Source organism: Micromonospora humidisoli (assembly GCF_016900955.1).
Taxonomy (GTDB): Bacteria; Actinomycetota; Actinomycetes; order Mycobacteriales; family Micromonosporaceae; genus Micromonospora; species Micromonospora wenchangensis.
The window spans coordinates 33,034-56,858 of record NZ_JAFEUO010000004.1 but is presented as its reverse complement, the minus strand read 5'-3'; the positions used below and the strand labels follow the sequence as shown (position 1 = coordinate 56,858).

Genomic DNA, 23,825 nt, shown 5'->3' with positions numbered 1-23,825 from the left:
ACTCGGAGGGTGACATGTCGACCTCAATCCGCAACGGCGCGCACCTGTCGGTGGTCATCCCCACCTTCAACCGCAGCCGGATGCTCCGGCAGACCCTGGGAAACCTGGCGCGTCAGCGGCTGCCGACGGACTCGTTCGAAGTCATCGTCGCCGACGACGGGTCGTCCGACGACACCCGTGCGGTGGTGCGGGAGGCGGCGCGGACGCTGCGCATCCGGTACCACTTCCAGCCGGACGAGGGCTACCGGGTGGGTGCGGCGCGTAACGCCGGCGCCGGGTTGGCCACGGCCCCGATCCTGGTGTTCCTGGACACCGGCGCCTTCGTCGGACCGGACTACCTGGCGGGTCACCTCGCCGCGCACGTCGGCGGGGAGCGCACGGCGGTGGCCGGCTACGTCTACGGGTACGACATCGGCGGGGTCACCACGCCCGGCCTGTCGTCGGCGGCCGCCGAGCTGCCGCCCGAGCAGGTCGTCGCCCGGTTTACCGGCGACCCGAGCTTCGCCGACACCCGTCAACCGCAGTTCGTCGACTGTGACTTCGACCTCGGGCGGCTGGCCGCACCGTGGGTGCTCTTCTGGGGGATGAACTGCTCCCTGCGCGCCGACGACTTCCGGCGGCTGGGCGGCTTCGACGAGGACTTCCGCGGCTGGGGCCTGGAGGATCTGGAGTTCGCCTACCGGATGTTCAAGGACGGCGTCGGCATCCGCCTCAGCCGGCAGGCGTGGGCGCTGCACGCCCCGCACGAGCGGGACATGGACGCGCTCATGGCCGACTGCATGGTCAACCTGCGTCGGCTGACGGCGAAGCACCCCGAGCCACCCATCGAGATCGTCTGGCGGCTGATGCAGCGCGCCAGCCCGCTGGACCTGGAGCTCAGCTACCAGGTCCTGCTCTCCTGGACGGATCGCGCGCGCCTGATCGACGTCGCCGACGAGCTGGCAACCGAGCTGCCCCGTCTGGACCTGACCGGCCGGCCGGTCGTCGTCGGCGCGGGTGGCCGGGTGCCGGCGGCCCTGCCCGCCGCGACCCTGCTGGACTTCGACGCGGGCCTGCTGGCCGGGGCGACCGCCGGCACCCCGCACGTGGGGCACCACACGATCGGCCTGCGTACCCCGTTGGACGACGACGCGGCGGACACCGTGGTCCTCACCTCCCGGCTGGCCGGGCTCTGGCCCCGCTGGGGTGAGGCCCTGCTGGCGGAGGCGCACCGCATCGGCCGGTCCGTCCACCTGACCGACGCGCTCGCCCGGCGGACCGGTGCCGCCGCACCGGGTTGAGCCGTCCCGGCCCGCCCCCGCGCAGCGTGGTGCGGCGAGAGCCTTCCGCGTTCGTGTTATAGACGCAGCAGAGGACCACAGGGAACGTCACGAGGAGGAGCACATGGCACGACTTCGGCTCGGCAGCATCCTGCTTGGCACCACCGATCCCGAACGCCTGCGCGCCTGGTACGTCGCCGCCTTCTCCCCGACGGTGACGCCGTCGGGGTTTCTCGACTTCGGCGGGTTCGACATGCTGGTGGACGGTCGTGACGACATCGCCGGCAAGAACGCCGAACCGGGTCGCATGATCCTCAACTTCGAGGTCGACGACGCCCGCGCGGTCGCCGCCCACCTCGACACCATGGGGGTGGTGTGGCTCGCGCCCCTGGAGGAACGCGAGGACGGGCTGTTCGGCACGCTGCTCGACCCGGACGGCAACTACGTCCAGGTCATCCAGCTCAGCGAGGAGTACCTCGCGGCACAGCAGGGTGACCGGCCGCCGGCGGGTGAGGCGTTGGCGCTCTCGCCGGCGTTCAACGGATTCTCCGTCGACGACATCCCGGCGGCGAGGAGGTTCTACGGCGAGACGTTGGGCCTCGACGTCTACGAGGAGTACGGCATGCTCCACCTGCGGCTGGCCGGCGGTCGAGAGGTGCTCGTGTACCCCAAGCCCGAGCACCAGCCCGCCACCTACACGATACTCAACTTCCCGGTCGACGACATCGAGCAGGCGGTGGACATGCTGGTCGGCCGGGGCGTGCGGTTCGAGGCGTACGACCACGTCGACGCCAAGGGGATCTACCGGGGCGAGGGCCCTCCGATCGCCTGGTTCCGCGACCCGGCCGGCAACATCCTGTCCGTGTTGCAGGAGTGACCCGGCGTGACCATCCGCCCGGTCGGGACGGGCGCGACGCGCGCCCGCCCCGACCGGGGTGCCGTCACTCCGCCAGGGCCTTGATGCCGTGCAGGCAGCTCCATGTTGGTGCGTGGCTCGCCGAGACGGGACGCGACGATCGTCTCCTCGTGCTCTGGAGCCTCGTCGATGACCAGGCTCAGCCCGGAGCGGCCGGGGTCGATCCGCACCGAATGGCCCAGCCGGGTGCCGGTCGACTCGGGCGTGAGCGCGAAGAGCTTCCACCCGCTGCAACTCGGGGCTCAGCCGGGGTGGAAGGTGGCTGTCGGTCACCAGCCCCAGAGCTGTGCCGGGCTCGTCTCGACGTAGACCTCGCAGGTCAGGCTCGGTCCATCGGGATACCGCACTGTCGCTGCCACCTGTCCGCCCCCGACCCGTCCTGGTCGGCCTGACCCGGTGGTGGAGGTCGAGCCGGTTCGGCACTACCGGGTGCGGCGCGGATGGTCGCTCGGGTGTCGACCTGGCACGGCGCCGGGCGCTAGTCGCACTGCACCAGGCCGGCCCGGATGGCGTTGATCGCGGCGGTGGTCCGGTTGGGCGAGTCAAGCTTGAGCATGAGGCTCGCCACCAGCCGCTTCGCGCCGTGACTGGAGATGGACAACCGGCGGGCGATCTGCTTGTTGCTCAACCCCTTCACCAGCAGGGTGAGGGCTTCGGTCTCCCGGGCGGTCAGGTTCACCGTCCGGGTACGGGTGCCCGGCCCTGGCTCGTCGGCCCTGGCGAGCAGGGCACGGGTCAGCGCGGGCGGCATCGGCAGCTCCCCGCGACGACTGCGCCGCAGGGTGTCGCTGAGCAGGTCGGCGGTGAGGCGTTGCTGGGACACGAAGCCGTCCACCGGCATCGAGGCGAGCTGGGTGACGTTGGTGGTGGTCGCCTCGTCGACCAGCAGAATGACGTGGGTGCTGCCGCGTACCGCCCGGCCTTCGTTCTCCAGCCAGTGCGCCTCCGGCGGCGCGACGATGAGGAAGTCGATCCCACCGAACCGCGACAGCGTCTCGTAGTCCGCCCGCGACCCGCACCGGTGCACGGTCGACACTTCCGGCACACTGCCGAGCACCGCCTCGATGCCCCTGCCGAAAACCTCGTTGTCCACCAGTACCGCGACGGTCATCGTGTCGTGGTCGACCTCCAGCATGCCGTGCATGTCATTACCTCCACTGTGTCGCCAGAGATGTGCCGAGGCCGGCGGCGGACGTCGTACCCTCGTCGATCGGCTAGGCCCGATCGGCGAGGCGGCGGCGCGGGGACGCCTGGACTAGGGTGGTAGTCGCGTCGCCGAACGCGCCCGCCCCGGCCCGTGCGAGCCGCGGCGGCGGACGAGCCGGGCGTCCGCCGGCCCTCGTGCGTCCGGGTCGCCCCCGCACGTCGACCCCCGCCGGATGGCGTGAGTCGTCTCCGCCGACCTCCATCGGCTACAGACCCATCGTGCTATCGGCAGGCGGGGACGCTCACCTCCTGACTTGCGCAGTGACCGACCAGCGCCCTGCCGCGTACGCGCCGGTGGGCCGCCATCCGTCACGGATGGCGGACCACCGGCGCGTACGCGGTCCGGATCAGACGGGGTCGACCAGCGCGTACGCCCGGACCGGGAAGGTGCCCATGCCGGCCACGGCGACCGGCGCGGCGTGGAAGCGGAAACCCTCCGCCGGCAGCGCCGCCAACCCGCACAGGTGCTCGACGATCGGGATGCCGGTGGCCAGCAGGCCGGTGTGCGCCGGCCGGTGCAGGTCGGCCATGTCGTCGATGTTCACCGAGTCGATGCCGACCACCGCCGGCCCCTGCGACACGAGCCAGGAGACCGCCTCGGCGGTCAGGAACGGATGACCGGGCGCACCGTACGCCTCGGTGCCCCAGTGCCGGTCCCAGCCGGTGCGGATCAGCACGGCCCGGCCGCTGACGGCGCAGCCGGCGAACGCGTCCGCGCCGATGCCCGGCGTCGGCGTGGACCCGACGTCGACGAGCACGCCCGGCACGTCCACCAGCCGCGACAGCGGCACCTGGGACAGGTCGCCGCCGTCGGCGAAGCGATGGAACGGCGCGTCCAGGTACGTCCCGGTGTTCGCCACCAGGGTCATCCGACCGATCTGGAACTCGGTGCCCGGCGCGTACCGGGCCCGGGACTCCTCCCGCGACAGGTGGTCCTCGATGTGCGGGCCGGGCAGACCCGGGTAGGTCGTCATGCCGTGCCGCACCACGTGCGACAGGTCGACCAGCCGGGCGGCGGACCCGGCTGCGGTCGGGGACGGCTGCGGTGCCGGTGTGTTCATCGACGTTCGCTCCGATCGGGTGCGGTGCCGTCGACCGCGGTGCGGGCGGTGTCGGCGAGGGTCATCAGCTGGTGCCAGGAGCCGTACCCGTAGTCGTCCATCCAGTGGTGGAAGTCGACGCCGAGCCGGGCGTAGTGCAACCCGTGCGGCGTGGCCAGCTTCAGCACCGTCACCGCACCCCGGTACAGCCGCAGCTGCACGGTGCCGGTCAACGGCTCGTCCAGCTCGGTCAGGCACCGCCGCAGCGTACGCCCGAGGTGGCTGAACCAGCCGCCCTGCACCGCCGTGGTGGTCCACTCGGTGGAGAGCTGCGCCCGTACCGCGTGTTCGCGCGGGCCGAGGACGGCGTTGGCCAGCGCCCGGTGCGCGGTCGTGATGACCGTCGCCGCCGGTGACTCCCGGACTTCGTGGTTCTTCACCCCGAACGCGGTGTCCTCCAGCCCGGAGTACCGGCCGACGCCGTGCCGGCCGGCCAGCTCGGTGAGCCGGGGCACCAGATCGTGCAACGGCAGCGGGGCCCCGTTCAGGGCCACCGGCAGCCCAGCCGCGAAGGCCAGGGTCAGCTCGGCCGGCTCCGCGGGGCAGTCGACCGCATCCCGGGTGAGGGTGAACACCGACTCGTCGAGCCGGTTCTCCGGGGTCTCCAGGCTGCCGTTCTCGATGACCCGGGCCCACGGGTTGACGTCGACGCTGTGCACGGCGTCGGGCAGGGTGACGCCTGCCTCCGCCAGCCGGGCCTGCTTCTGCGCCCGGGTCACGTTCGAGCCCAGGAACGGCGCGACGACGTGCAGCTCCGGGTCCAGCGCGGCGACCGAGCGCCCGATCCGGGCCGTACTGTTCTGCATGTAGGTCGCGGTGTGCCCGACGGCGTCGCCGCCGACCGTCCGGGCCACCCGGACCGCCGCCCGCGCCATCAGCGGTCGGCTCAACGTGGACCCGACCGGAAACTGGCCCTGGTAGTAGGCGTCGGCGTGGATCGCGGCGGGCAGCGCCTCGGTGAAGAACTCGTCGGTGACGTCGGCTTCCTGGTATGCCGCGCCGAACCGGGCGGCCAGCTCCCGGGCCCGGCCGTCGCCGTCCGGCGCACCGATGCGGACGTTCAGCGCGGTCGTGTCGACCGGCGCGTCCCGGAGCAGGTGCAGCAGGTAGGTGCCGTCCAGACCACCGGAGTACAGCAGCACCAGGTGCCGGGGCGGTCGGGCGGTCAACTCGTCCAGCGTGGTGATGAAACGACGCATCGTGGACCCTTCATGCCGAGATGGTCGAGCCGGTGCCGCCGGACAGCGGCGCCGGCGACTGCACGGGCGACCGGTCAGCCAGGATGGCGGTCAGCGGCGCGAACACCCGCGAGCCGGCTGCCCGGACCGCCCGGGAACGCCGCAGGTCGGCCACCGCGAAGCACCGGCGCAGCCAGCGGTCCGTGCCGTCGTAGCGGGCGGTGAATCCGGTACGTCCGTGCACGGCCCGCCAGTTGTCGACCACCAGCAGGCTGCCGACGTCCAGCGCCACCGAGGTCAGCGACGCGGTCAGCACGGCGTCCAACTCGTCGAGGGCATGGCGGGCCGTCCGGGTCATCGGTTCCATGGCGTGGAAGTCGGCGGTCAGCTCCAGGTCGTCCGCCGGGCCGGACAGCACCGCCACCGGCTCGGAGTAGCCGGTGGAACCGAGCTGGGCGAAGGAACTGCTGAACTGGATCCGGAACAACGGCTGGCGCAGCACGGCCACACAGGACTCGGAGAGCCGGGACCGCACCCGCGTCGCCGCTCCGGTAAGCGTCTGACCGCTGCGGTCGTGGTCGGGGCGCAGGCACAGCAGGCTCAGGAAGTCCGGCTTGAACGGGTGGAAACCGTTCTCGGTGTGCAGCTCCAGGTAGGCCGAGCCGCTGTTCTCCTGCTGGTGTTCCGCCCCGGCGATCGGGGCGACGTCCTGCACGACCCGGCCGCGCTTCTCGTCGGCGTACCCGATGATGTTGCCCAGGTGGGACATGACCATCAGCTGGGCGGCCGTCGCGATGCCGGCCGCACGCCAGTCCGGCAGGTAGCCGTCGGTGGGTGTGGTGGGCAGCCGATCGTCGACCGGCACGTTGCGCACCAGCAGCGCGCCACCCGGGCTGCCGACGCAGCGGAAGGTCACCAGGGCTGCGACCAGGCGTTCGGGCAGCCGGCAACCGAGCAACTCCACGGTGGTCATGGTCGCCTGGGTGCCCAGGTCCGCGTTGCCGATGGCTTCGACGGCCTCGGCGCACAGGCCGCGCATCAGGGCGGCCTCGTCGTCGGTCAGGGTGACCTCGTCGAGGTCGCCGGCTTCGAACTCGGTGCTGCTCATCGGACTCACTCTCCCGGCGAGATCGTTCAGGCATCGGCGGACCGGCAGGCCCCGACGCGGCACGTTTCCACCCTGTGCGTGCCGGCCGCCCAGCGGAAGCGCAGGAGGCGCGCGCAGTCGACCTGCCCAGCTGACCAGGTCGCAATGAGGAGCAGACCCGCCGCGACGATGGAGGTTGACTAGCGGGGATACCGGGGCCCGCCACGCGGTGGCCGGGCCCCGACCAGCCGGACACCGCCGGACACCGGCGGGGTTCCGTTCGCATACGAGAAGGGAGCGCAGATGGCCGGGATCGATGCCGCGCGGCCCAGTGCAGAGCCCACGGCGCTGACCGCCGAGATGGTGGCGGACTATCACCGCGACGGGTTCCTCCTGCTGCCCGCGCACCACCTGCCCGCCGATCTGCTGGCCGAACTGGTCGAGGCCACCCCCCGGATCCTGGCCCAGGAAGGGCCGCAGCGGGTCCTGGAGCGCGACGGGGTCACCGTCCGATCGGTGTACGGACCGCACCGCACCGATCCGGTGGTGGCCCGGGTCAGCCAGTCGGCGCAGCTGGCCGGGGCGGCCCGGCAGTTGCTCGGCGACGAAGTGTACGTGCACCAGTCGAAGGTCAACCTGAAGGCGGCCTTCGCCGGCGACCAGTGGGAGTGGCACCAGGACTACATCAACTGGCGGGACCGTGACGGGATCCCCACGCCGGACCTGGTCAACGTCACGGTGTTCCTGGACGAGGTCAACGAGTTCAACGGCCCGCTGACGTTCATCCCCGGCTCGCACCGGCACGGGCTGCTGGCCGGCACCGACACCGAGGGCATGCCGGCGGGTTACGAGGACGGACCGAACTGGCTGGCGACCCTCACCGCCACCGAGAAGTTCCAGGTCGACCGGGCCGTCATCCGCCGGTTGGCCAACCAGGGCGGGCTGGTCAGCCCGAAGGGGCCGGCGGGGTCCGTGCTGATGTTCCACCCGAACGTGCTGCACGCCTCGTCGCCGAACCTGTCACCGTTCGACCGGGCGATGCTGCTGATGGTCTACAACGGTGTCCGCAACGCGCCCCGGCCGGTGGCGAGCCCGCGGCCGGACTTCCTCGCCGAGCGGGAGGTCGTCCCCATCCCCCTTGCCGCCTGAGGACGGACCGCTGATGGCCGCCACCCGCCCGTGCCCGAGCCCGGTGCGGGCGGCGGCCCCGGCTGGTGCATCGCCTGCGCCTCACCCGGGAGACCCCGGTGCCGTCCCGCCCGCCCGGTCCCCGCCCGGTCCGGCCCGAGCCGGTGGGGGTCAGGCCGGCGGGGTCGGCGGGTCGACGCAGAGCACCACCTTGAACGCCTCCTGCCGGTCGAACAGCCGGTAAGCCGACCCGGCGTCGGTCAGCGACAGCCGGTGTGTGACGATCCGGCTGGGATCCAGCCGACCGGACCGGATCAGCGCCAGCACCGGCGCCCGCATCCGGATCGGATCCCCGACGGCGAAGCGCACCGTCAGCTCCCGGGCGAAGGCGAGCCCGGTGGGGAAGGGCATGGCGGTGGAATGGTGCGCGCCCACCGCGCAGACGGTGGCGTGCGCGGCGGCGGCCCGTACCGCGCAGTCGAGCGCCGCATCGGTGCCCACCGCCTCGATGACCGCGTCCGCGCCGCGGCCACCGCCGGCGCGTACCGCCTCGTCGAGCTGCTCCGGGGCGACCGCGGTGAACCCGAAGTCGGCCGCCCGGTCTCGCCGGGCCGGCGTCGGGTCGGCGACCACCACCCGGGCGGCGCCGGCGGTCACCGCGCAGAGCCCGGCGAGCAGCCCGACCGGGCCCGCGCCGACCACGGCGACCAGGTCACCGGGGGCCACCCGCGCGCCGTGCACCGCCGCCAGCCCGGTCGTCAGCACGTCACCGACGAAGAGGGCCTGCTCGTCGGTGACGTCGTCGGGGGTGGCGGCGAGCACCACGTCGGCGAAGGGCACCCGGACGAACTCGGCCTGCCCGCCGGCCAGCGGCGTGCCCACCACGTCGGCGTACCCGAACAGGGTCACTGCCGGGCACTGGTAGTGCCAACCACGGGCGCACGCCGTGCAGCGCCCGCAGGCCACCACGTCCGAGGCGAAGACCCGGGTGCCGACGGCGAAGGGGGCCTGCGCCCCGGCCTCGTGGACGGTGCCGGCGAACTCGTGCCCGAGCACCGTGCCGGGCGCGAACCCCGGCAGCTCCCCCCGGTACGGGTGCAGGTCGGTGCCGCACACGGCGGTGCGGGTGACCCGGACGATCACGTCGCGCGGGTGCTGCAGCCGCGGCAGTTCCACCTCGTCGACACGTACCGCTCCCGGGCCGTGGTAGACGACCGCCCGCATGGTCGGGCGGCCGGGCTCCGGGGCCCGCGTTCCTGGCATGGTCATCGGCGCACCTTCGCGACTGGGCCGGGACGGGGTGCCGCGCCGGCGCTGGTGGGGTCGCTGCGATCCTGGGCCAGCCGGGCCGTCGCCGACCAACCGCCGACGGCCGCCGTTGCGCCCTGCCCCGACGGGCGGCCCACCGACCCTGCCCCGACGGGCGGCCCACCGACCCTGCCCCGACGGGCGGCCCGGGTTCCGGTCCGGCGGGCAGCCGGTCGTCCGCCGTCCGGCCCCGCTTGGCCATGGCCGATCGGGGGCTGAAGAGAGGGGTGCGCGCGCCCACGACCGGCGCGAAGACTGGGTGGGCGACGACCTGACGACGACAGCGGAACGAGGTGGCGTACGGTGCCCGATGCTGGACAGGCTGGCCCGGATCCGTGCTGGTGGTCGGCGCGGCAGGTGGCCGACGCGATCGCCGCGCGTCGCATCTCGGCCCGGGAGTGCCTCGACGCCCAGCTTGCCCGGATCGACCGGCACAACGCCGGGCTGGGGTTGGTCGTCACCATCGACGAGCGGGCGCGGGAACGCGCCCGACAGGCCGACGAGGCGACCGCCCGGGGGGAGCGGTGGGGCCCCCTGCACGGGGTGGCCGTGACGATCAAGGACTGTCTCGCCACCGCCGGCCTGCGTACCACCGGGGGCCTGGCCGACCTGCGTACCTATCAGCCCCGCGAGGACGCCACGGCGGTGGCCGCGCTGCGGGCCGCCGGGGTGGTCGTGTTCGGCAAGACCAACGTGCCGACCGGCTCGGGTGACCTGCAGTCCTACAACGAGCTGTTCGGCGTGGCCCGCAATCCGTGGCATCCGGGGTACACCACCAGCGGGTCCTCCGGTGGCGCGGCCGGTGCCGTCGCGGCCGGATTCACCCCGCTGGAGCTCGGCTCCGACGTGGCCGGCTCGATCCGGGTGCCGGCCGGCGTCTGCGGCGTGTTCGGCCACAAGCCCAGCTACCGGGCGGTGCCGATGGTCGGCCACGTGCCGCCCTACCCGTTCAAGCCCCGGGAGGCCGACATCGCCGTGGTCGGCCCGATCGCCCGCACCGTGGAGGATCTGGAGACCGCCCTGACGGCGATCGCCGTGGCGCATCCCTGGGACGCCGCGGCGTGGCGGCTGTCGCTGCCGCCGCCGCGTCCGGTGCGCCGGGTCGCGGCCTGGTTCGACGACCCGTACTGCCCGGTGGACACCGAGGTCCGGGCCGCGCTGCGGGACGCCGCCGACCGGCTCGCCGACAGCGGCGTCGTCGTCGAGGAGGCCCGCCCCTCCGGGGTACGGCTCGCCGGCAGCGACGGTGTCTTCCGGCGGTTGCTGGCGTCGGTGGCGATGCCCGAGCACTCCGCCGAGGACGTCGACGAGATCGCCGCCGGGCGGCGTTCGCCCAGCGCGGTCCTCGGCGGCGAGCACGTCGCCCAGCGGTACCGCGACTGGGTGGAGGCCGACGACCAGCGGAACCGGCTGCGGGCCCGGTGGCGGCAGTTCTTCGCCGGCTACGACGCGATCCTGCTGCCGGTGGCGCCGAACCTGGCCGCCCGGCACGACCACCGGCCGTTCGGGGAGCGCACCGTCACCGTCGACGGGGTGATCCGCCCCTACTGGGACCAGATCGTCTGGGCCGGCCTGACCGGGGTCAGCTACCTGCCGTCCACCGTGGTGCCGGTCCGCCGCGACTCGCGGGGCCTGCCGATCGGCATCGCGGTGGCCGGTGACTACCTGCAGGACCGCACGACGCTGGCGGTGGCCCGCCGGCTCGCCGCCGTCCTGCCGCCCATCGGCCACCCCGAACTGACCGCGGTGACCGCCGACGACCTGCCGGTACGGCAGCCCTGACGGGAAGGTGCGCATGACAGAGCCGATCGACGTCGTCGTGCCCAACGTGGCCGAGTTCAACACCCGCAACCCGACCGTACGGCTGGGCCCGGCCGTCACCGACGTGGTCACCCGGGTCGCCGGTCACCTCGGCGACTACGCGGTCTACTGGAGCAGCGGCCGGCGGGTGCTGGTGCTGCCGCAGGGCCACGACCCGCACTGGTACGCCGACGTGCACCGGCTGCTGGACGAGCCGACGCCGCCGGTCGTCTCGCCGGTCCCCGCCAGCGGGATGGTGGCGAGGGACCTGCTGCGCGACGGCGCGGCGCTGGCCCGGCTGCGCGCCCTGTTGACCGGCCACGACGAGGTACGGCTGGTCACCTGGGGGGCGACGCCGGAGGTCTTCCTGCTCGCGGCGGCCCTGCGCGGCTGGGGCCTGACGGTGCGCCTGGACGGGGTGCCGGAGCGGGACTACTGGGTCAGCCGGCACCTGGATTCGAAGCTGAGCTGTCTCGACCTGGCCCGGGACGTGCCCGGGGTGCGGGTGCCGTCCGGGCTGCTGGTGGTCGACGACGTCGAGCTGCGCGGCGCGGTCGAGCACCTGTTGACCCTGCACGACCAGGTCATCGTGCGCAGCCCGTACGGCGTCGGAGGCGACGGCTCGGTGGTGCTGCGCCGCGACGCCCCGGGCGTCGGGGCGCTGTGGACCGCCGTGGAGCGGGACCCCTTCCTGCGCACCTTCCCGCTGCTGGTGCAGCGGTTCGTGCCGCACCGCCCGGGAATCGGCTGCCCGGCGGTGGACCTGCGCATCGACGACGAGGGGGTCCGGGAGATCGTGCCCACCGCGATGGCGGTGGACGTCGCCCGGGTGCAGGGGGTGCACGTCGGACCCGGCTCGGTGCCCCGGGCGGAGGCGGACCGGATGACCCGGATCGGCCGGAGCATCGGGGTCGCCGCGCACGCCCGGGGCTTCCGCGGCTGGATGTGCGTGGACTTCGTCCTGGCCGACGACGGCGCCTACCACGTCACCGAGATCAACGCCCGGCGCAGCGGCGCCATGCCGGCGATCGCCCTGCTGGACCGCTGGGGGCCGGCGGAGCGCGTGGTCTTCTCCCACGACGCGGTCACCCTCGGCACCCGGGGGCCGCTGTCCTACCTCGACGACGTGCGGCCGGTGCTCGCCCGGCTCTGGGCCGACGGGGTGCGGATCTACCCGACGTCGGTACGCGGGCTGGGGTTCCGCCAGCCGGTGCTGTCGTTGCTGGCCCCGGGGGCCGACGCGGCGCACGCGCAGCAGGTCGTGGCGGACGCCGCCCGGGACCTGGCCGCCGCCGTCGGCGGTGGTGGCCGGCCCCGCCGGTCGAAGACCGCCGCCGTGCCGCCGACCGGCTGAGCCGCCCGCTCGTCCGCTGGCCGGTGGCTCGCTGCCCGGTCCACCGGTCCTGCGGCTCTGCGGTCCTGCTGCTCTGCGGTCCACCGGCTCTGCGGTCTGTCGGTGGGCGGCGTCGTGGGCCGGGGAGCGGTGTCCCCCGGCCCACGACGCCGCCGGGTCAGCGACCGATCACCCCACCGTCGCGGCGACGGATCGCCACGGTCGCCGAGCGGGGCCGCCCGTCCGGGTCGGCGTCGGGCCAGTTGCTCACCGCCCGTGGGTTCTGCGGGGTGGGCCGGTCCATGGTGGCCACCGCCTCACCCGGGTGCTGGACGTTGACGAACATGGTCCGGTGGTCCGGGGTGAAGGAGATCCCGGACATCTCGCAACCGCGCGGCCCGACCGCGAAGCGGCGTACCTCCCCGGTGACCGGGTCCGCCGCCAGCACCGCGTTGTTGCCCAGATTGACGTAGTACGTCCGGGGGTTGTTCAGCGACGAGTTGGAGATGTCGCTCTGGATCCACAACCGTCCGTCGCCGTCGAAGGCGAGCCCGTCCGGTGAACCGAACATCCCCGCCGCGTCGAGCGGCACGCTCGGGTCGAAGGCGGGGTCACCGGCCAGCAGGAAGATGTCCCACTCGAAGGTGGTGGCGGTGGCGTCGCCGTGCCGCTCGCGCCACCGCACGATGTGCCCGAACGGGTTGGGCTGCCGGGGATTGGCCGCGTTCGGGAAACCGGGGCCGTTGCTCAGCGTGGCGTACACCTCGTTGGTGTGCGGGTGCACCGCGATCCACTCCGGTCGGTCCATCGGCGTGGCGCCGACCGCGTCGGCGGCCTGCCGGGTCCGGAGCAGCACGTCGGCCTGGTCGCGCCAGCCGTTGGCCACGGTCAGCGGGCCGGTGCCGTGGGCCAGCGCCAGCCAGCGACCGGTGCCGTCGTCGTCGAACCGGGCGACGTAGAGGGTGCCGTGGTCCAGCGGGTGCCGGCCGGTGGCCCGCATCGTCCGCCAGCGGCCGGCGCTGACGAACTTGTAGATGTACTCGCCGACCTGGTCGTCGCCGGTGTAGACGACCACCCGTCCCCGGGACTCGGTCACCGTGGCGGTCTCGTGCTTGATCCGGCCCAGCGCGGTGCGCTTCACCGGCTTCGCCGTGGGGTCACGCGGGTCGATCTCCACCACCCACCCGAACCGGTTGACCTCGTGCGGGGTGGCGGCGAGGTCGAAGCGCGGATCCCCCTGGTGCCACCGGTAGCCGTAGCCTTCCCGGGTCACGCCGTAGCGGGCCTGCTCCGGCGTGGGTACCCAGCTCGGGTCGTCGGTGGCGAAGTACTCGTTCCAGTTCTCCTCGCAGGTGAGGTAGGTGCCCCACGGGGTGGCGCCGCACGAGCAGTTGTTCAGCGTCCCGCGCGGCTCGGCCCCGGTACGCAACGAGGGGTGGTCGCCGGCGACCGGGCCGGCGAAGCGTACCGGGGTGGCCATGGTGACGCGCCGGTTGAGCCGGGAGTCCACCAGCTCCCACCGCCCCCGGCGCAGCGCCACCTCCACCACGCTGACCCCGTGCGCCGCCAACGACTTGGCGACCTTCTCCGCCGTCATCACCGCGTCCCCGTCGGGGAAGAGCAGCAGCTGGTCGGCGTACTCGTGGTTGAGGACCAGCAGGCCACGGTCGGGGCCCAGGGGGAAGAACCGCATGCCGTCGTGGCTCATGCCGATCTGCTGGGCCTGCTCGGCCGCGGTGTTGGCGGCGTCCCGACGCCAGGCCGGCCCGTTCGCGCGGATCGGGGTGCCCCAGGGGATGAGCACCTGCGCGGTGTAGCCGTCGGGAACGGTGAGGGTGTCCGCCGAGCTGATCTCGACCGGCTGGAAACCCAGTAGCCGCCGACGCTGCCGCGCCCCGCCGGCGGCTGCCGCCTCGCCGCCGGCCGCGCCAGCGCCCAGGAAGCCGGCCGCCGCCACCACGCCGCCGGTGAGCGCGGTCCGGCGGGAGAGCCGGACGGTGAGGACGTCGGCGAAGAGCCGGTTGCCCGACGGGTTGGCGCTGATGTCGTCCGGTTCCGGCAGCGGGCCGGGGGACGGGGTGACGGGGCGGGACATGGCTGACCTCCACGAGGATAGGCCGGCGGCGGCACCCGTCGGTTCAGGGCCGCCGCACGGTATGGGTGATCTTGATCTGGGTGTACTCCAACAGCCCCCAGTGGCCGTACTCGACGCCGACGCCGGAGTCGCGCAGGCCACCGAAGGGGACGTCATGGCGCAGGTCGCCGTGGGTGTTGACCCAGGTGGTGCCACAGTCGAGGCGGGCGGCGACGTCCCGGGCGACCGCCGGCTCGCCCCAGACCGAACCGCCCAGGGCGAAGCGGGTGCCGTTGGCGCGGGCCACCGCCTCATCGAGGTCGTCGTAGCCGATGACCGGTACCACCGGCCCGAACTGCTCGTCCTGTTCCAGGTCGGTGCCGGGCGGCAGGTCGGTGACCACGGTCGGTGGGTAGAAGTGTCCGGGCCGGGGCAGGGCCGCCCCGCCGGTCACCACCCGGCCACCGGCCCGCGCCGCGGCGTCCACCAGCCGGTGGACGTGCTCCAGTTGGGCCCGGCTGACCAGCGGGCCGAGGTCGGTCCCGGGGTCGCGCCCGTCGCCGACGGTCACCGCCGCCGCCTCGGCGCGCAGCGCCTCGGTCAGCTCGGCGACCTGGCCCGACGGCGCGTACACCCGCTTGATGGCTGCGCAGAACTGTCCGCTGTTGACGGTCGCCCGGCGGAAGATGTCCCCGGCGACCCGGCCGACCTCCGTGCCGGGCAGCAGGATGCACGGATCGTTGCCGCCGAGCTCCAGGACCACCCGCTTGAACGAGTCCGCCGCGCAGCGCGCGATGGCCCGGCCGGAGCGGATCGACCCGGTGAAGGAGACCATCCGGATCGCCGGGTGCGCCACCAGCGCCGACCCGAGGTCACCGTCGCCGCTGACCGTGCTGAACACCCCCGGCGGCAGCACCTCGGCCAGCAGCTGACCCATCCGCAGACTGGCCAGCGGCGTGACCGGCGACGGTTTGAGCACGACGGTGTTACCGGCCAGCAGCGCCGGCGCGATCTTCGTGACGGCCAGGATGACCGGGTAGTTGCTGGGGGCGATCGCGGCCACCGGGCCCACCGGCGTCCGGTCCAGGGTGACCTCGGTGGCCTCCTCGGCGACCAGCCGCTGCCGGGACAGCGACAGCTCGGCAGTGTGGCCGAACCAGTCGGCGGCGAGCGCCACCTCCGCCCGGGCCTGACGCAACGGCTTGCCCTGCTCGGCGGTGAGTAGTTCGGCCAACTCGTCACCCGCCTGCGCCAGCACCGAACCGCAGGCCAGCAGCGCCGCCCGCCGCCGGTCCGCACTCGACCGGGACCAGGCGTCGAAGGCGTCGACCGCGCCCACGACGGCGTCGTCGAGCTGCGCGGACGTGCAGCGCGGCGCTTCGGCGAAGACGTCGGCCGTGGCCGGATCCTCCACCGGTATCCGCCCGGGGGAGCGCGTGGAACGTCCCGCGATGGTCATCGGCATGAACACGGACCCTCTCCCCACTGACCTGGCCCATCCGGTTGACGGACCAGGTCAGTCTTCGCGCCGACGCCAGGGCCCAGAACCCCCGCTTGCGGGCATGCTCGTCCGGCCAGGGTCTTGGTGCGCCCGTCGGCGGCTCCCGGGTGCGGCCGGGGCGCGGGAGGGTCGTTGGCGCAGGGCGGTCCCGACCCGGGACCGTCGGATCGTCGGACGACCGGTGACGGCGGGAGGGGGCCGAGGTGACCTCGATCGAGGCGGTGCACACCTACCTGCCACCGAACCGGGTGTCGGCGGGTGACTGCCTCGCCGCCTACGGTTTCTCGCCGGCCCAGATCCGGATGCACGAGCGCTTCTACGGCTTCCGTGAGGTCCGGCTCGACCCGCAGGGCAGCCTGGCCGATCTGCTGGTCGGCGGGGGTGCCGGGCTGGTCGCGCTGCGGGGCCGCGAGCAACTGGTCCGCTACGTCCTGCACGCCCGGACCATGCCGGTGGTGGCCCCCTACCCGGTCAACCCGGTGCGGGAGGCGGCCCGCCGGCTGGGCCTGGCCCACGCCACGACGTTCACCGTCAGCCAGCATGCCTGCGCCTCCGGTCTGCTCGCCGTGGACCTGGCCGGCACACTGCTGGCCGACGATCCCGACCCCGCCGCGTTGGCGCTGGTGCTCACCGGTGAGAAGGCGTTCACCGCCTCCGCGCAGGTCATCTCCGGCACCGGGGTGATGGGGGAGGGCTGTTCGGCGCTGCTGGTCAACGCGCACGGCCAGCGCGACCGGGTGCTCTCCTACGCGGCCGGCACCTACGGCCGGTTCTCCGCCGGGCCGTGGATGTCGGAGCAGGACGCGGCGGCCTTCCGTGACGATTACCCGGTCATGGTTGCCGAGGTGGTCCGGGCGGCTGTCGACGAGGCCGGGCTGGACCTGGACCGGATCGTGGCGATCCTGCCGCACAACGTCAACCGGGTGTCCTGGCTGCGGGTACTGCGACTGCTGAACATCCGCAGCGCCGAGCGGCTGGTCCTGGACAACCTTCCCCGTACCGGGCACTGCTTCGCCGCGGACTCCTTCGCCGCCTACGAGCTGGCCCGCGCGCAGGGCCGGCTGAAACCCGGCGACCCGTACCTGATGACGTCGGTGGGGCTCGGCGCCACTGTCTCCGCGATGGTCCTCGTCCATTGATCCCCGAGCCTGGAGCGACACGTGCACCCGCACACACTCACCGGTGACGTCCTGGCGTCGCTGCGTACCGCGCTGACCGGCGCGGCCGACCGCCCCCTCGTCCTGCTCGGCAACTTCGAGGTCGAGGAGCACTGGGCGCGGGGCGAGCCGGGCCTGCCGGGAATCGTCATGCCGGCCAGCCGGGCCATCGTCAACCGGATGGACGAGTGCGCGCTGCTGCTGGCCGGCCCGGACGACCACGTCGTGCTCAAGTCGCCCCCCGACGAGGAGTACCTGCGCTACCTCGGTGACCTGGGCGTGGCCCTGCCCCGGGTGCTGACCGTCCGGGACCAGCAGCCGCAGCGCACGGTCAGCGAGGACGCGGTGGCCGATCCGCAGCTGGTCGCCGCGCTGGGCCGGTTGGCCGGCCTCGGCGCGCGGCTGTGGCCGCACGGCGTGTCGGCGGTCGAGGAACGGCTGGCGGAGCTGGCCGGCCTGCCCCTGGCCGCACCGGCGGCGGCCGTCTGCAAGCAGGTCAACAGCAAAATCTACAGTCGGTTGCTCGCCGACGAGGTGGGGCTGCCGCAGGCCGAGGGCATGGTCTGCCGCGACGTCGACGAACTGGACCGGGCCGTCCGCCGGGCCGGCGGCTGGCTCGACACCGGACGCCCGATCGTGCTCAAGGACGCCTACGGTGTCTCCGGCCGGGGCATCATGGTCGTCCGCGACCGGCGACGCCTCGCCCAGTTGCATACCCTGATCGCGCGCCGGGCCCGGCGCAGCGGTGGCCGGGTCGGCGTGATCATGGAGGAGTGGCTGCCCAAACGCCACGACCTCAACTACCAGATGACCGTCGACCGCACCGGCGACGTGCACTTCGACGTGGTCAAGGAGGCGATCACCAGCGACGGCGTGCACCAGGGCCACCGGATGCCGGCGCGTCTGACGCCGGGGCAGCACCGGCAGGTGCGCTCCGCCGCCGAGGCGATCGGCCGCCGGCTCGCCACCGATGGGTACTTCGGGGTGGTCGGGGTGGATGCCCTGACCACCACCGACGACCGGCTCTACCCGATCGTCGAGATCAACGCGCGCAACAACATGTCCACGTACCAGGAGCGGCTGCGCCGGACCTGGTACGGCCCCGGGACGGTCGCGCTCGCCCGGCAGTACCCGCTGCGGCTGACCAGGCCGCTGCCCTTCGGTGAGCTGCGGGCGCTGCTGGACGGCGTGCTCGCCGACCGGCCGGACCGACCAGGCCTGGTGATCAACAACTTTGCCACCGTGAACGCCGCCGGGACCGCCGGCGGCGAGGGCGGCAGCTTCGGCGGCCGGCTCTACGCCATGGTGGCCGCCGAGTCGGACCGGCAGGTCGTCGCCATCGACCGGGAGGTCACCGCCCGGCTGCGGGACTGCCCCGCGACCGTCGGGCAGCCCTAGCCGCGACCCCGGCCGGCCCGCCCCGGGCCGGCCGCGCACCGCCCGGCCGGTGCCCCCCGCACCGGCCCACGCCACCGGCCCCACCCGCCCGGGGGGACCGTGACCAGACAGGGAGACGACATGAGCGACACGACCGTCGGCGGTGCCCCGCCGGCCGCCACCAGCGACATCACCGGTGTGGTGGTCGGCGCCCTCGGGCAGATGCTGGGCCGCGACCCGGCGGGCATCTCGCCGCAGCTACGCCTCTTCGAGGACCTCTCCTTCGACTCGACCAGCGTGCTGGAACTGCTCATCCAGCTGGAGGCGGAGCTGGGCGTCGAGTTCGACACCGACACCCTGGAGCCGACCGACTTCGAGACCGTCGGCGCGCTCGTCACCTACGTCACCGGCCAGGTCGAGGAGAACGCCTGATGTACGTCACCGCCCCGGGGCGTCGGTCGGCGACCGACGCCCCGGCGGGGGAACCCGCGCCGCTCGGCCTGGCTCGGGCGGTGCACCAGGTGTTCGGCCCCGGCCGGCCGTTCGGCAACGACGACCACGTCTACTACCCGGACCTGATGCGCTCCTACGGCACGACCTGCCCACCCGGCGCGTTCGAGGGGCGACGCAACTCCTTCACCGACATGGTCGTCGCGGTGCTGCCCCAACTGCGCCCCCACGCCGACCGGTTCGACCTGGCGGTGCTCGCCGCCGCCACCCCCGACTCGCAGCCGGGGTTCCCGATGTGCCACCTGAGCACCCTGGTGCCCGACGCCGGGCTCGCCTTCGCCGTGCTCGACCAGGGCCTGATCACCGCGTTCACCGCCCTGCAGGTACTGGCGAACCGGGCCCGCCGGGACGCCGCCGGCCGGCTGCTGCTCATCGCGGTCGACCAGTCGGCGCTGTTGCACGAGCTGCCGGTGCCGCAGCGGCTGCGGGTGGCGCGCGACGCGGTGGCGGCGCTGGCGTTCGACCCGGCCGCCGACGGCGGCCGGCTGTACCCGCCGCGCAGCGTCCCGACCGTCTCCCGGCCACCGGAGGCGGCCCTCGTCGAGGCGCTGGCCGAGTACGGCCCGCAGGTGCTGGTGACCGGCGCGGGCCTGGCCGGGCGGGTGCCCCCGGTACCGGCCGGCACGCGGGTGCTGGCGGCGCAGCCCGGCCAGCCGGTCACCGGAGTGTGGCGGGAGGTGGCCGCCCGGCTACCCCGGTGGCAGGTCGACGGGGCCCGCGTGCTGATCGCCGACCACGACCAGCAACGACTCGCTACCTGCCTGCTCGACGTCCCGGCGGCGGGGCAGCGGTGACCACCGCCACCGACGGCTGGACCCGGCCGTACGACACCGCCCGGTCCGGGGGCGTCGAGGCCGCCCTCACCGCCCTGTACGACCAGGTCGCCGTAGGGGCGCTGGTCGCCGGTCCCGCCGGGCAGGCGCTGGCGCCCGGCGACGTCGGCCGCGCCGCCGACCGGGTGTGGCCCGGCGGGACGCCCCTGCGGCAACTCACCGGGGTCACCGCCGTGACCCTGCCCGCGCCGGTACGCGACGCCGACCTGCTGGCCGTACGCGGCCTGCCTGGCCCGGACGGATCCGGGTGGGAGCCGTACCGGACCTGGCTGCTCGGCCTGGCCTGGCTGCGGTTGGGCAGCTCGGCGGGGCTGCTGGACCGGGCCCGCTCCCAGCTGGCCGGCCGGCGGGCCGCCGGTGGACCGTTACTGCGCCAGCAACTCGTCCAGGCCACCCTCGCCGAGGCGGTCACCGACCAGCTGACCGTCCGGGCGCTGCTGACCGACCCGGACCCGGCCGTCGACCTGGTGCAGGCACACCACCAGCTGACCGCCTCGGATCACGTGCTGCTGCCGGTGCTCGGTGCCGCCGGTTACACCGAGGACGGCCCCGGGCGGGCGGTGTACCTGTCCCACCTGCTCGCCGACGTCTACCTGCCGGCCCGCCACGAGGTGCGGCGCTCCGGCGTGCGGAGGTGACCGGCCGTGCCCGAACTCGACGACCGGCTGCGGCTGCTCCGCCGGCAGGCCCGTGGCTGGGCCGCCGAGCTGCGCCCGTACGCCCTCGACCTGGACCGCGACCCCGACGTGGTGCTACGGCTGCTGGACGCCCCAGCGGTGACCTGCGCGGCGCACCTGCAGATCCCCGCCGCGTTCAACCCGACGCCGCTGGTGCTGGCCGGTGAGCGTTTCCACCTCACCGCCGCGCGGGAACGGGTGGTGTTCTGCGAGGAGATCGCCCGCGGTGACCTGGGCATGATGCTGGCGCTGCCCGGCGCGTCGATGTCCGGGGTGCTGGTGGCCGCCATCGGTGACCGTGCCCAGCAGGAGTGGTTCTACGGCCGGCTCCTGGAGCGGCCCACCTGGACGTTCTTCGCCCTCACCGAACCCGGCGGCGGGACCGACGCCGCCGGCCTGCGCACCCGCGCCACCGAGTCGGCCGACGGCTCCGGGTGGCGCCTGACCGGTCGCAAGCGCTACATCAGCAACGCCCTGCGCGCCTCCGTCGGGGTGGTGTTCCACCGCACCGGCGACGGGCCGCTCGGCCTCGGCGCGGCGCTTGTCGACACGTCCAGCGCCGGTTTCACCGCCGTCGCGGTGCCGACCCTCGGCGTACGCGGCGCGCAGCTCGGCGCGCTCACCCTCGACGCGGTGCCGATCACCGACGGGCAACTCCTCGGTCGACACCTCTCCCCGATGCGCCGGGGCAGTTGGGGTTGGCAGCGGACGTTCAACCTGCTGCGCCCCACGGTGGCGGCGATGGCCGTGGGTCTCGCCCAGGCCGCCTGCGATTACGTCCGGGAGCACCGCCGCGCGCTGCGCCCGGCCGAGCGCGACGCGCTGGCCCGCACCCAGGGGGAGATCGAGGGGGTACGCCGGCTGACCCGACTGGCGGCCGTCGCGGTCGACTCCGACAGCGGCAGCGGGCACCTCGCCTCGGCCGCGAAGCTGCGGGCCACCCGGCTGGCCGCCGACGTCTCCCGCTGGGCGCTGCGCTGCTTCGGGCCCGGCGCCCGCCTGGACCAGCCGCTGCTGGACAAGTTCGCCCGCGACGCCGCGGCGTTGGAGTTCATGGAGGGCACCGGCAACGTCCAGCGGCTGGCGGTGGCCGCCGCGCTGGACCGGGGCGCCTTCGCCGGATATCCCCCCGGCGTCGACGGGCCGGCGGTCGACCGGTGATCGGCCCCGGGGTGGTCCACGTCTGGCGGCTGGGGCTGGCCCTGCCGCCGCCGCTGGCCCGGGTCCTCGACGAGGTCCTGACCCCGGCGGAACGCGCCCGCCGGGACAGCTACGCCGATCGGGCCGTACGGCGTCGGTTCCTGGCCGTATACGGGTCGCTGCGGGTGATCCTCGGCAGCTACCGGGGGGAGCCGCCCGCGCGGGTGCCGCTGCGTACCGGTCGCTGGGGCAAGCCGCTGCTCGGCGACGGCACGCTGCGTTTCAACATCTCGCACTCCGGCCGGTGCGCGCTGCTGGCGGTGAGCGCCGGACGTGACGTGGGCGTCGACGTCGAACAGGCCCCCGCCGGCCGGTCGGTCGAGGTGTTCTCCCGGCGCTACTTCCCGCCGGCCGAGGCGCGGCTGGTCGCCACCGCGCCGCCCGCCGACCGGGCCGCCGTCCACCTGACGCTCTGGACCCGTAAGGAGGCCTGCGTCAAGGCGGCGGGGGACCGGCTGCTCAACGGGCTCGACCTGCCGGTGGCCGGCCCGGACGGGCTGCTCGTGCACCGGCCCGGCGGCCGGATCCCGGGCCCGTGGCGGGTACGTGACCTGCGGGTTCCGCCCGGCTACCGGGGTGCTGTGGCGCTGGCCGGCACCGAGGCGTTCGACGTCGGGTACCACGTTTGCCGCCCGGTGGACCTCGCCCGCGCGGCGGCCGGTTCCCGGCCGCTGTCACTCGGCCGCCCGTTCGACCCGGGCGGACCGGTCGCTGGCTGATGCCGCCGGCGCCACCGTGGTCGGTGGCGTCCGGCGGCGTCGACCCGGTCGACCGGGGCCCGCCCTCAGCGGGCCGGCACGGACGTCCGGGCCCGCAGCGCGCCCGGCAGGTGCTGGCGGCGCATCATGTCCTCGGGCCGGTCGCGTTCGCGCACCAGATACGGCCGGCCGTCGTGGACGAGCACCTCCGCCGGGTAGCCGTGGCTGAGGAACTGCACGGGGGAGGCGGTCGGCCCGTACGCCCCGGACCGCAGCACACCGAGCAGATCGCCGGTACGCAGCGGTGGGAGCAGGACGTTCTTGCCCAGCGTGTCGTTCGGGGTGCAGAGCGGGCCGGTCACGTGCCACGGCTCCACCGCTCCGGTCGCCGCGCGCAGTAGCCGCATCGGGAAGTTGCGTTTGACGTAGGAGCCGATGCCGACGGCCGCCATGTGGTGGTGGGTGCCGCCGTCGGTGACCGCGAACCGTTGACCGAGGGAGGTCTTGAGGTAGCGGACCCGGACCACGTAGATGCCGCCCGGGGCGGTCAGGTAGCGCCCCAGCTCCATCACCAGCCGGGTGCGCGGGTGCCGGGCCCGGAACTCGCCGAGGATCGGGTTGAGCAGCCCGGCGAGGGCGTCGACGTCGAGGTCCTGCTCGTTGTCGAAGTACGCCACGCCCAGCCCACCGCCGACGTCGACCAGCTCCAGCGGAAACCCGAGCCGGGTGGAGACCCGCTCGGCCAGGTCCAGGACGCGCCGGCTGTTGTCGGCGACTACCCGGGCGTCGAGGATGCGGGTGCCCAGGTAGACGTGCACCCCCATCAGCCGGACCCCGGGGTGGCGGCTGCCCAACCCGGTCTGGCTCATCAGCTCGTCCTCGTCGATGCCGAACTGCCGGGGCCGGCCCCCCATCGTCAGGCCCGAACCCTTGACCGTGAAGTTCGGGTTGACCCGCAGCGCCACCGGTGCGACGGTGCCCGCCGCGCGGGCCAGGCTGTCGATGAGCCGCAGCTCGCCCAGGGACTCGCAGACGATCGCGTAGATCCGTTGGGCCAGGCAGGCCTGCAACTCCTCGGCGCTCTTTCCCGGGCCGAGGAAGATGATGTCCTCCGGGCGTACCCCGGCCCGGCGGGCGGTGAGCAGCTCCGTCAGGGACGACACCTCGGCGCGGGCGCCGAGGCCGGCGAGCCGGGCGCAGACCGCCACGTTGGGGTTCGCCTTCAGCGAGAAGAAGAACTCGAGCCGCCGATCCAGTGCCTCCCGGAGCCGGTCGAACTGGGCGCCCAGCACCGCCGAGTCGTACACGTACAGCGGGGTGCCGTACCGCGCCGCGAGTTCCTCGAACCGCACTCCCTGCACGCCGACGTCGTCTGTCATGCCATCGCCTCCCGGTTCTGCCGTCCCTGGTCAGTCTGGGCGCTGCACGGCGCGGGACAAGCCGCCAACGGGCGCTCCGACGGTCAGGGCGGGCAGCTACCGGA

General features: G+C 74.0%; 20 protein-coding genes. 12 read left to right on the top strand and 8 right to left on the bottom strand.

From position 1 onward, the window contains the following. Positions 1-14: 14 nt before the first annotated feature. The gene (locus JQN84_RS15120; protein WP_204959039.1) at positions 15-1,280 is read left to right on the top strand and encodes a glycosyltransferase; all 1,266 of its coding nucleotides are present in this window, start codon (positions 15-17) and stop codon (positions 1,278-1,280) included. A 103-nt stretch (positions 1,281-1,383) separates the two neighbouring features. After that, positions 1,384-2,136, top strand: coding sequence for a VOC family protein (locus JQN84_RS15115; RefSeq protein WP_204959038.1), 753 nt, complete (start codon positions 1,384-1,386; stop codon positions 2,134-2,136). A 517-nt stretch (positions 2,137-2,653) separates the two neighbouring features. Here the strand turns inward: JQN84_RS15115 and JQN84_RS15110 are convergent. From JQN84_RS15110 to JQN84_RS15095, 4 genes are all read right to left on the bottom strand, one after another. Then, positions 2,654-3,319 (bottom strand): helix-turn-helix transcriptional regulator, encoded by a 666-nt coding sequence (locus JQN84_RS15110; RefSeq protein WP_204959037.1) that lies wholly within the window; start codon positions 3,317-3,319, stop codon positions 2,654-2,656. A 409-nt stretch (positions 3,320-3,728) separates the two neighbouring features. Continuing rightward, a complete protein-coding gene (locus JQN84_RS15105) occupies positions 3,729-4,442 on the bottom strand; it encodes a cyclase family protein (protein ID WP_204959036.1) in 714 nt (237 codons plus the stop codon). Next, on the bottom strand, positions 4,439-5,680 hold the full coding sequence (locus tag JQN84_RS15100) for an argininosuccinate synthase domain-containing protein (RefSeq protein ID WP_204959035.1): 1,242 nt from the start codon (positions 5,678-5,680) through the stop codon (positions 4,439-4,441). Before JQN84_RS15100 ends, JQN84_RS15105 begins: the two co-directional genes overlap by 4 nt. 10 nt (positions 5,681-5,690) lie before the next feature. Further along, on the bottom strand, positions 5,691-6,767 hold the full coding sequence (locus tag JQN84_RS15095; RefSeq protein ID WP_204959034.1) for a TauD/TfdA family dioxygenase: 1,077 nt from the start codon (positions 6,765-6,767) through the stop codon (positions 5,691-5,693). A 282-nt stretch (positions 6,768-7,049) separates the two neighbouring features. Here JQN84_RS15095 and JQN84_RS15090 point away from each other — a divergent pair, with 282 nt between their 5' ends. Beyond that, entirely contained in the window at positions 7,050-7,895 is an 846-nt protein-coding gene (locus JQN84_RS15090) for a phytanoyl-CoA dioxygenase family protein (RefSeq protein ID WP_204959033.1), read from the top strand. 150 nt (positions 7,896-8,045) lie between these two features. Here JQN84_RS15090 and JQN84_RS15085 read toward each other — a convergent pair whose 3' ends face one another. Further along, a complete protein-coding gene (locus JQN84_RS15085; protein WP_204959032.1) occupies positions 8,046-9,143 on the bottom strand; it encodes an alcohol dehydrogenase catalytic domain-containing protein in 1,098 nt (365 codons plus the stop codon). A gap of 396 nt (positions 9,144-9,539) precedes the next feature. On the opposite strand from JQN84_RS15085, the gene JQN84_RS15080 reads away from it, so the two are divergent. Both JQN84_RS15080 and JQN84_RS15075 read left to right on the top strand, forming a co-directional pair. After that, entirely contained in the window at positions 9,540-10,964 is a 1,425-nt protein-coding gene (locus JQN84_RS15080) for an amidase family protein (RefSeq protein WP_204959031.1), read from the top strand. A gap of 13 nt (positions 10,965-10,977) precedes the next feature. Beyond that, positions 10,978-12,336, top strand: a complete 1,359-nt coding sequence (locus tag JQN84_RS15075) for a preATP grasp domain-containing protein (RefSeq protein WP_204959030.1) — start codon at positions 10,978-10,980, stop codon at positions 12,334-12,336. Between the two features lie 157 nt (positions 12,337-12,493). Here the strand turns inward: JQN84_RS15075 and JQN84_RS15070 are convergent, their stop codons facing one another. After that, a complete protein-coding gene (locus JQN84_RS15070) occupies positions 12,494-14,410 on the bottom strand; it encodes a PhoX family protein (RefSeq protein ID WP_204959029.1) in 1,917 nt (638 codons plus the stop codon). Between the two features lie 43 nt (positions 14,411-14,453). After that, a complete protein-coding gene (locus JQN84_RS15065; RefSeq protein ID WP_239485552.1) occupies positions 14,454-15,848 on the bottom strand; it encodes an aldehyde dehydrogenase family protein in 1,395 nt (464 codons plus the stop codon). A 245-nt stretch (positions 15,849-16,093) separates the two neighbouring features. Between JQN84_RS15065 and JQN84_RS15060 the strand changes: the two genes are divergently transcribed. From JQN84_RS15060 to JQN84_RS15030, 7 genes are all read left to right on the top strand, one after another. Further along, entirely contained in the window at positions 16,094-17,029 is a 936-nt protein-coding gene (locus tag JQN84_RS15060) for a 3-oxoacyl-[acyl-carrier-protein] synthase III C-terminal domain-containing protein (protein WP_204959027.1), read from the top strand. Between the two features lie 21 nt (positions 17,030-17,050). Further along, positions 17,051-18,445: a preATP grasp domain-containing protein gene (locus JQN84_RS15055; protein WP_204959026.1), complete on the top strand. Its 1,395-nt coding sequence runs from the start codon at positions 17,051-17,053 to the stop codon at positions 18,443-18,445. 120 nt (positions 18,446-18,565) lie between these two features. After that, complete coding sequence (locus JQN84_RS15050; RefSeq protein ID WP_204959025.1) at positions 18,566-18,856, top strand: acyl carrier protein; 291 nt, start codon at positions 18,566-18,568, stop codon at positions 18,854-18,856. Beyond that, positions 18,856-19,728 (top strand): hypothetical protein, encoded by an 873-nt coding sequence (locus JQN84_RS15045; RefSeq protein WP_204959024.1) that lies wholly within the window; start codon positions 18,856-18,858, stop codon positions 19,726-19,728. Before JQN84_RS15050 ends, JQN84_RS15045 begins: the two co-directional genes overlap by 1 nt. Beyond that, the gene (locus JQN84_RS15040) at positions 19,725-20,405 is read left to right on the top strand and encodes an acyl-CoA/acyl-ACP dehydrogenase (protein ID WP_204959023.1); all 681 of its coding nucleotides are present in this window, start codon (positions 19,725-19,727) and stop codon (positions 20,403-20,405) included. The genes JQN84_RS15045 and JQN84_RS15040 overlap by 4 nt, the downstream gene beginning before the upstream one ends. A gap of 6 nt (positions 20,406-20,411) precedes the next feature. Next, the gene (locus tag JQN84_RS15035) at positions 20,412-21,605 is read left to right on the top strand and encodes an acyl-CoA dehydrogenase family protein (protein ID WP_204959022.1); all 1,194 of its coding nucleotides are present in this window, start codon (positions 20,412-20,414) and stop codon (positions 21,603-21,605) included. Then, on the top strand, positions 21,602-22,363 hold the full coding sequence (locus tag JQN84_RS15030) for a 4'-phosphopantetheinyl transferase family protein (protein WP_204959021.1): 762 nt from the start codon (positions 21,602-21,604) through the stop codon (positions 22,361-22,363). Before JQN84_RS15035 ends, JQN84_RS15030 begins: the two co-directional genes overlap by 4 nt. Before the next feature lie 65 nt (positions 22,364-22,428). Here JQN84_RS15030 and JQN84_RS15025 read toward each other — a convergent pair whose 3' ends face one another. Continuing rightward, positions 22,429-23,721 carry a type III PLP-dependent enzyme gene (locus JQN84_RS15025; RefSeq protein ID WP_204959020.1) on the bottom strand — a complete coding sequence of 431 codons (1,293 nt, stop codon included), beginning with the start codon at positions 23,719-23,721 and terminating at the stop codon, positions 22,429-22,431. Positions 23,722-23,825: the final 104 nt, after the last annotated feature.

Excerpts from the sequence above, each read along its gene's own strand:
- JQN84_RS15100 (WP_204959035.1), bottom strand. The coding sequence starts at position 5,680 with ATGCGTCGTTTCATCACCACGCTGGACGAGTTGACCGCCCGACCGCCC.
- JQN84_RS15110 (WP_204959037.1), bottom strand. The coding sequence starts at position 3,319 with ATGCACGGCATGCTGGAGGTCGACCACGACACGATGACCGTCGCGGTA.
- JQN84_RS15050 (WP_204959025.1), top strand. The coding sequence starts at position 18,566 with ATGAGCGACACGACCGTCGGCGGTGCCCCGCCGGCCGCCACCAGCGAC.
- JQN84_RS15120 (WP_204959039.1), top strand. The coding sequence starts at position 15 with ATGTCGACCTCAATCCGCAACGGCGCGCACCTGTCGGTGGTCATCCCC.
- JQN84_RS15090 (WP_204959033.1), top strand. The coding sequence starts at position 7,050 with ATGGCCGGGATCGATGCCGCGCGGCCCAGTGCAGAGCCCACGGCGCTG.
- JQN84_RS15065 (WP_239485552.1), bottom strand. The coding sequence starts at position 15,848 with ATGACCATCGCGGGACGTTCCACGCGCTCCCCCGGGCGGATACCGGTG.
- JQN84_RS15070 (WP_204959029.1), bottom strand. The coding sequence starts at position 14,410 with ATGTCCCGCCCCGTCACCCCGTCCCCCGGCCCGCTGCCGGAACCGGAC.
- JQN84_RS15075 (WP_204959030.1), top strand. The coding sequence starts at position 10,978 with ATGACAGAGCCGATCGACGTCGTCGTGCCCAACGTGGCCGAGTTCAAC.
- JQN84_RS15115 (WP_204959038.1), top strand. The coding sequence starts at position 1,384 with ATGGCACGACTTCGGCTCGGCAGCATCCTGCTTGGCACCACCGATCCC.
- JQN84_RS15085 (WP_204959032.1), bottom strand. The coding sequence starts at position 9,143 with ATGACCATGCCAGGAACGCGGGCCCCGGAGCCCGGCCGCCCGACCATG.
- JQN84_RS15025 (WP_204959020.1), bottom strand. The coding sequence starts at position 23,721 with ATGACAGACGACGTCGGCGTGCAGGGAGTGCGGTTCGAGGAACTCGCG.
- JQN84_RS15105 (WP_204959036.1), bottom strand. The coding sequence starts at position 4,442 with ATGAACACACCGGCACCGCAGCCGTCCCCGACCGCAGCCGGGTCCGCC.
- JQN84_RS15095 (WP_204959034.1), bottom strand. The coding sequence starts at position 6,767 with ATGAGCAGCACCGAGTTCGAAGCCGGCGACCTCGACGAGGTCACCCTG.
- JQN84_RS15045 (WP_204959024.1), top strand. The coding sequence starts at position 18,856 with ATGTACGTCACCGCCCCGGGGCGTCGGTCGGCGACCGACGCCCCGGCG.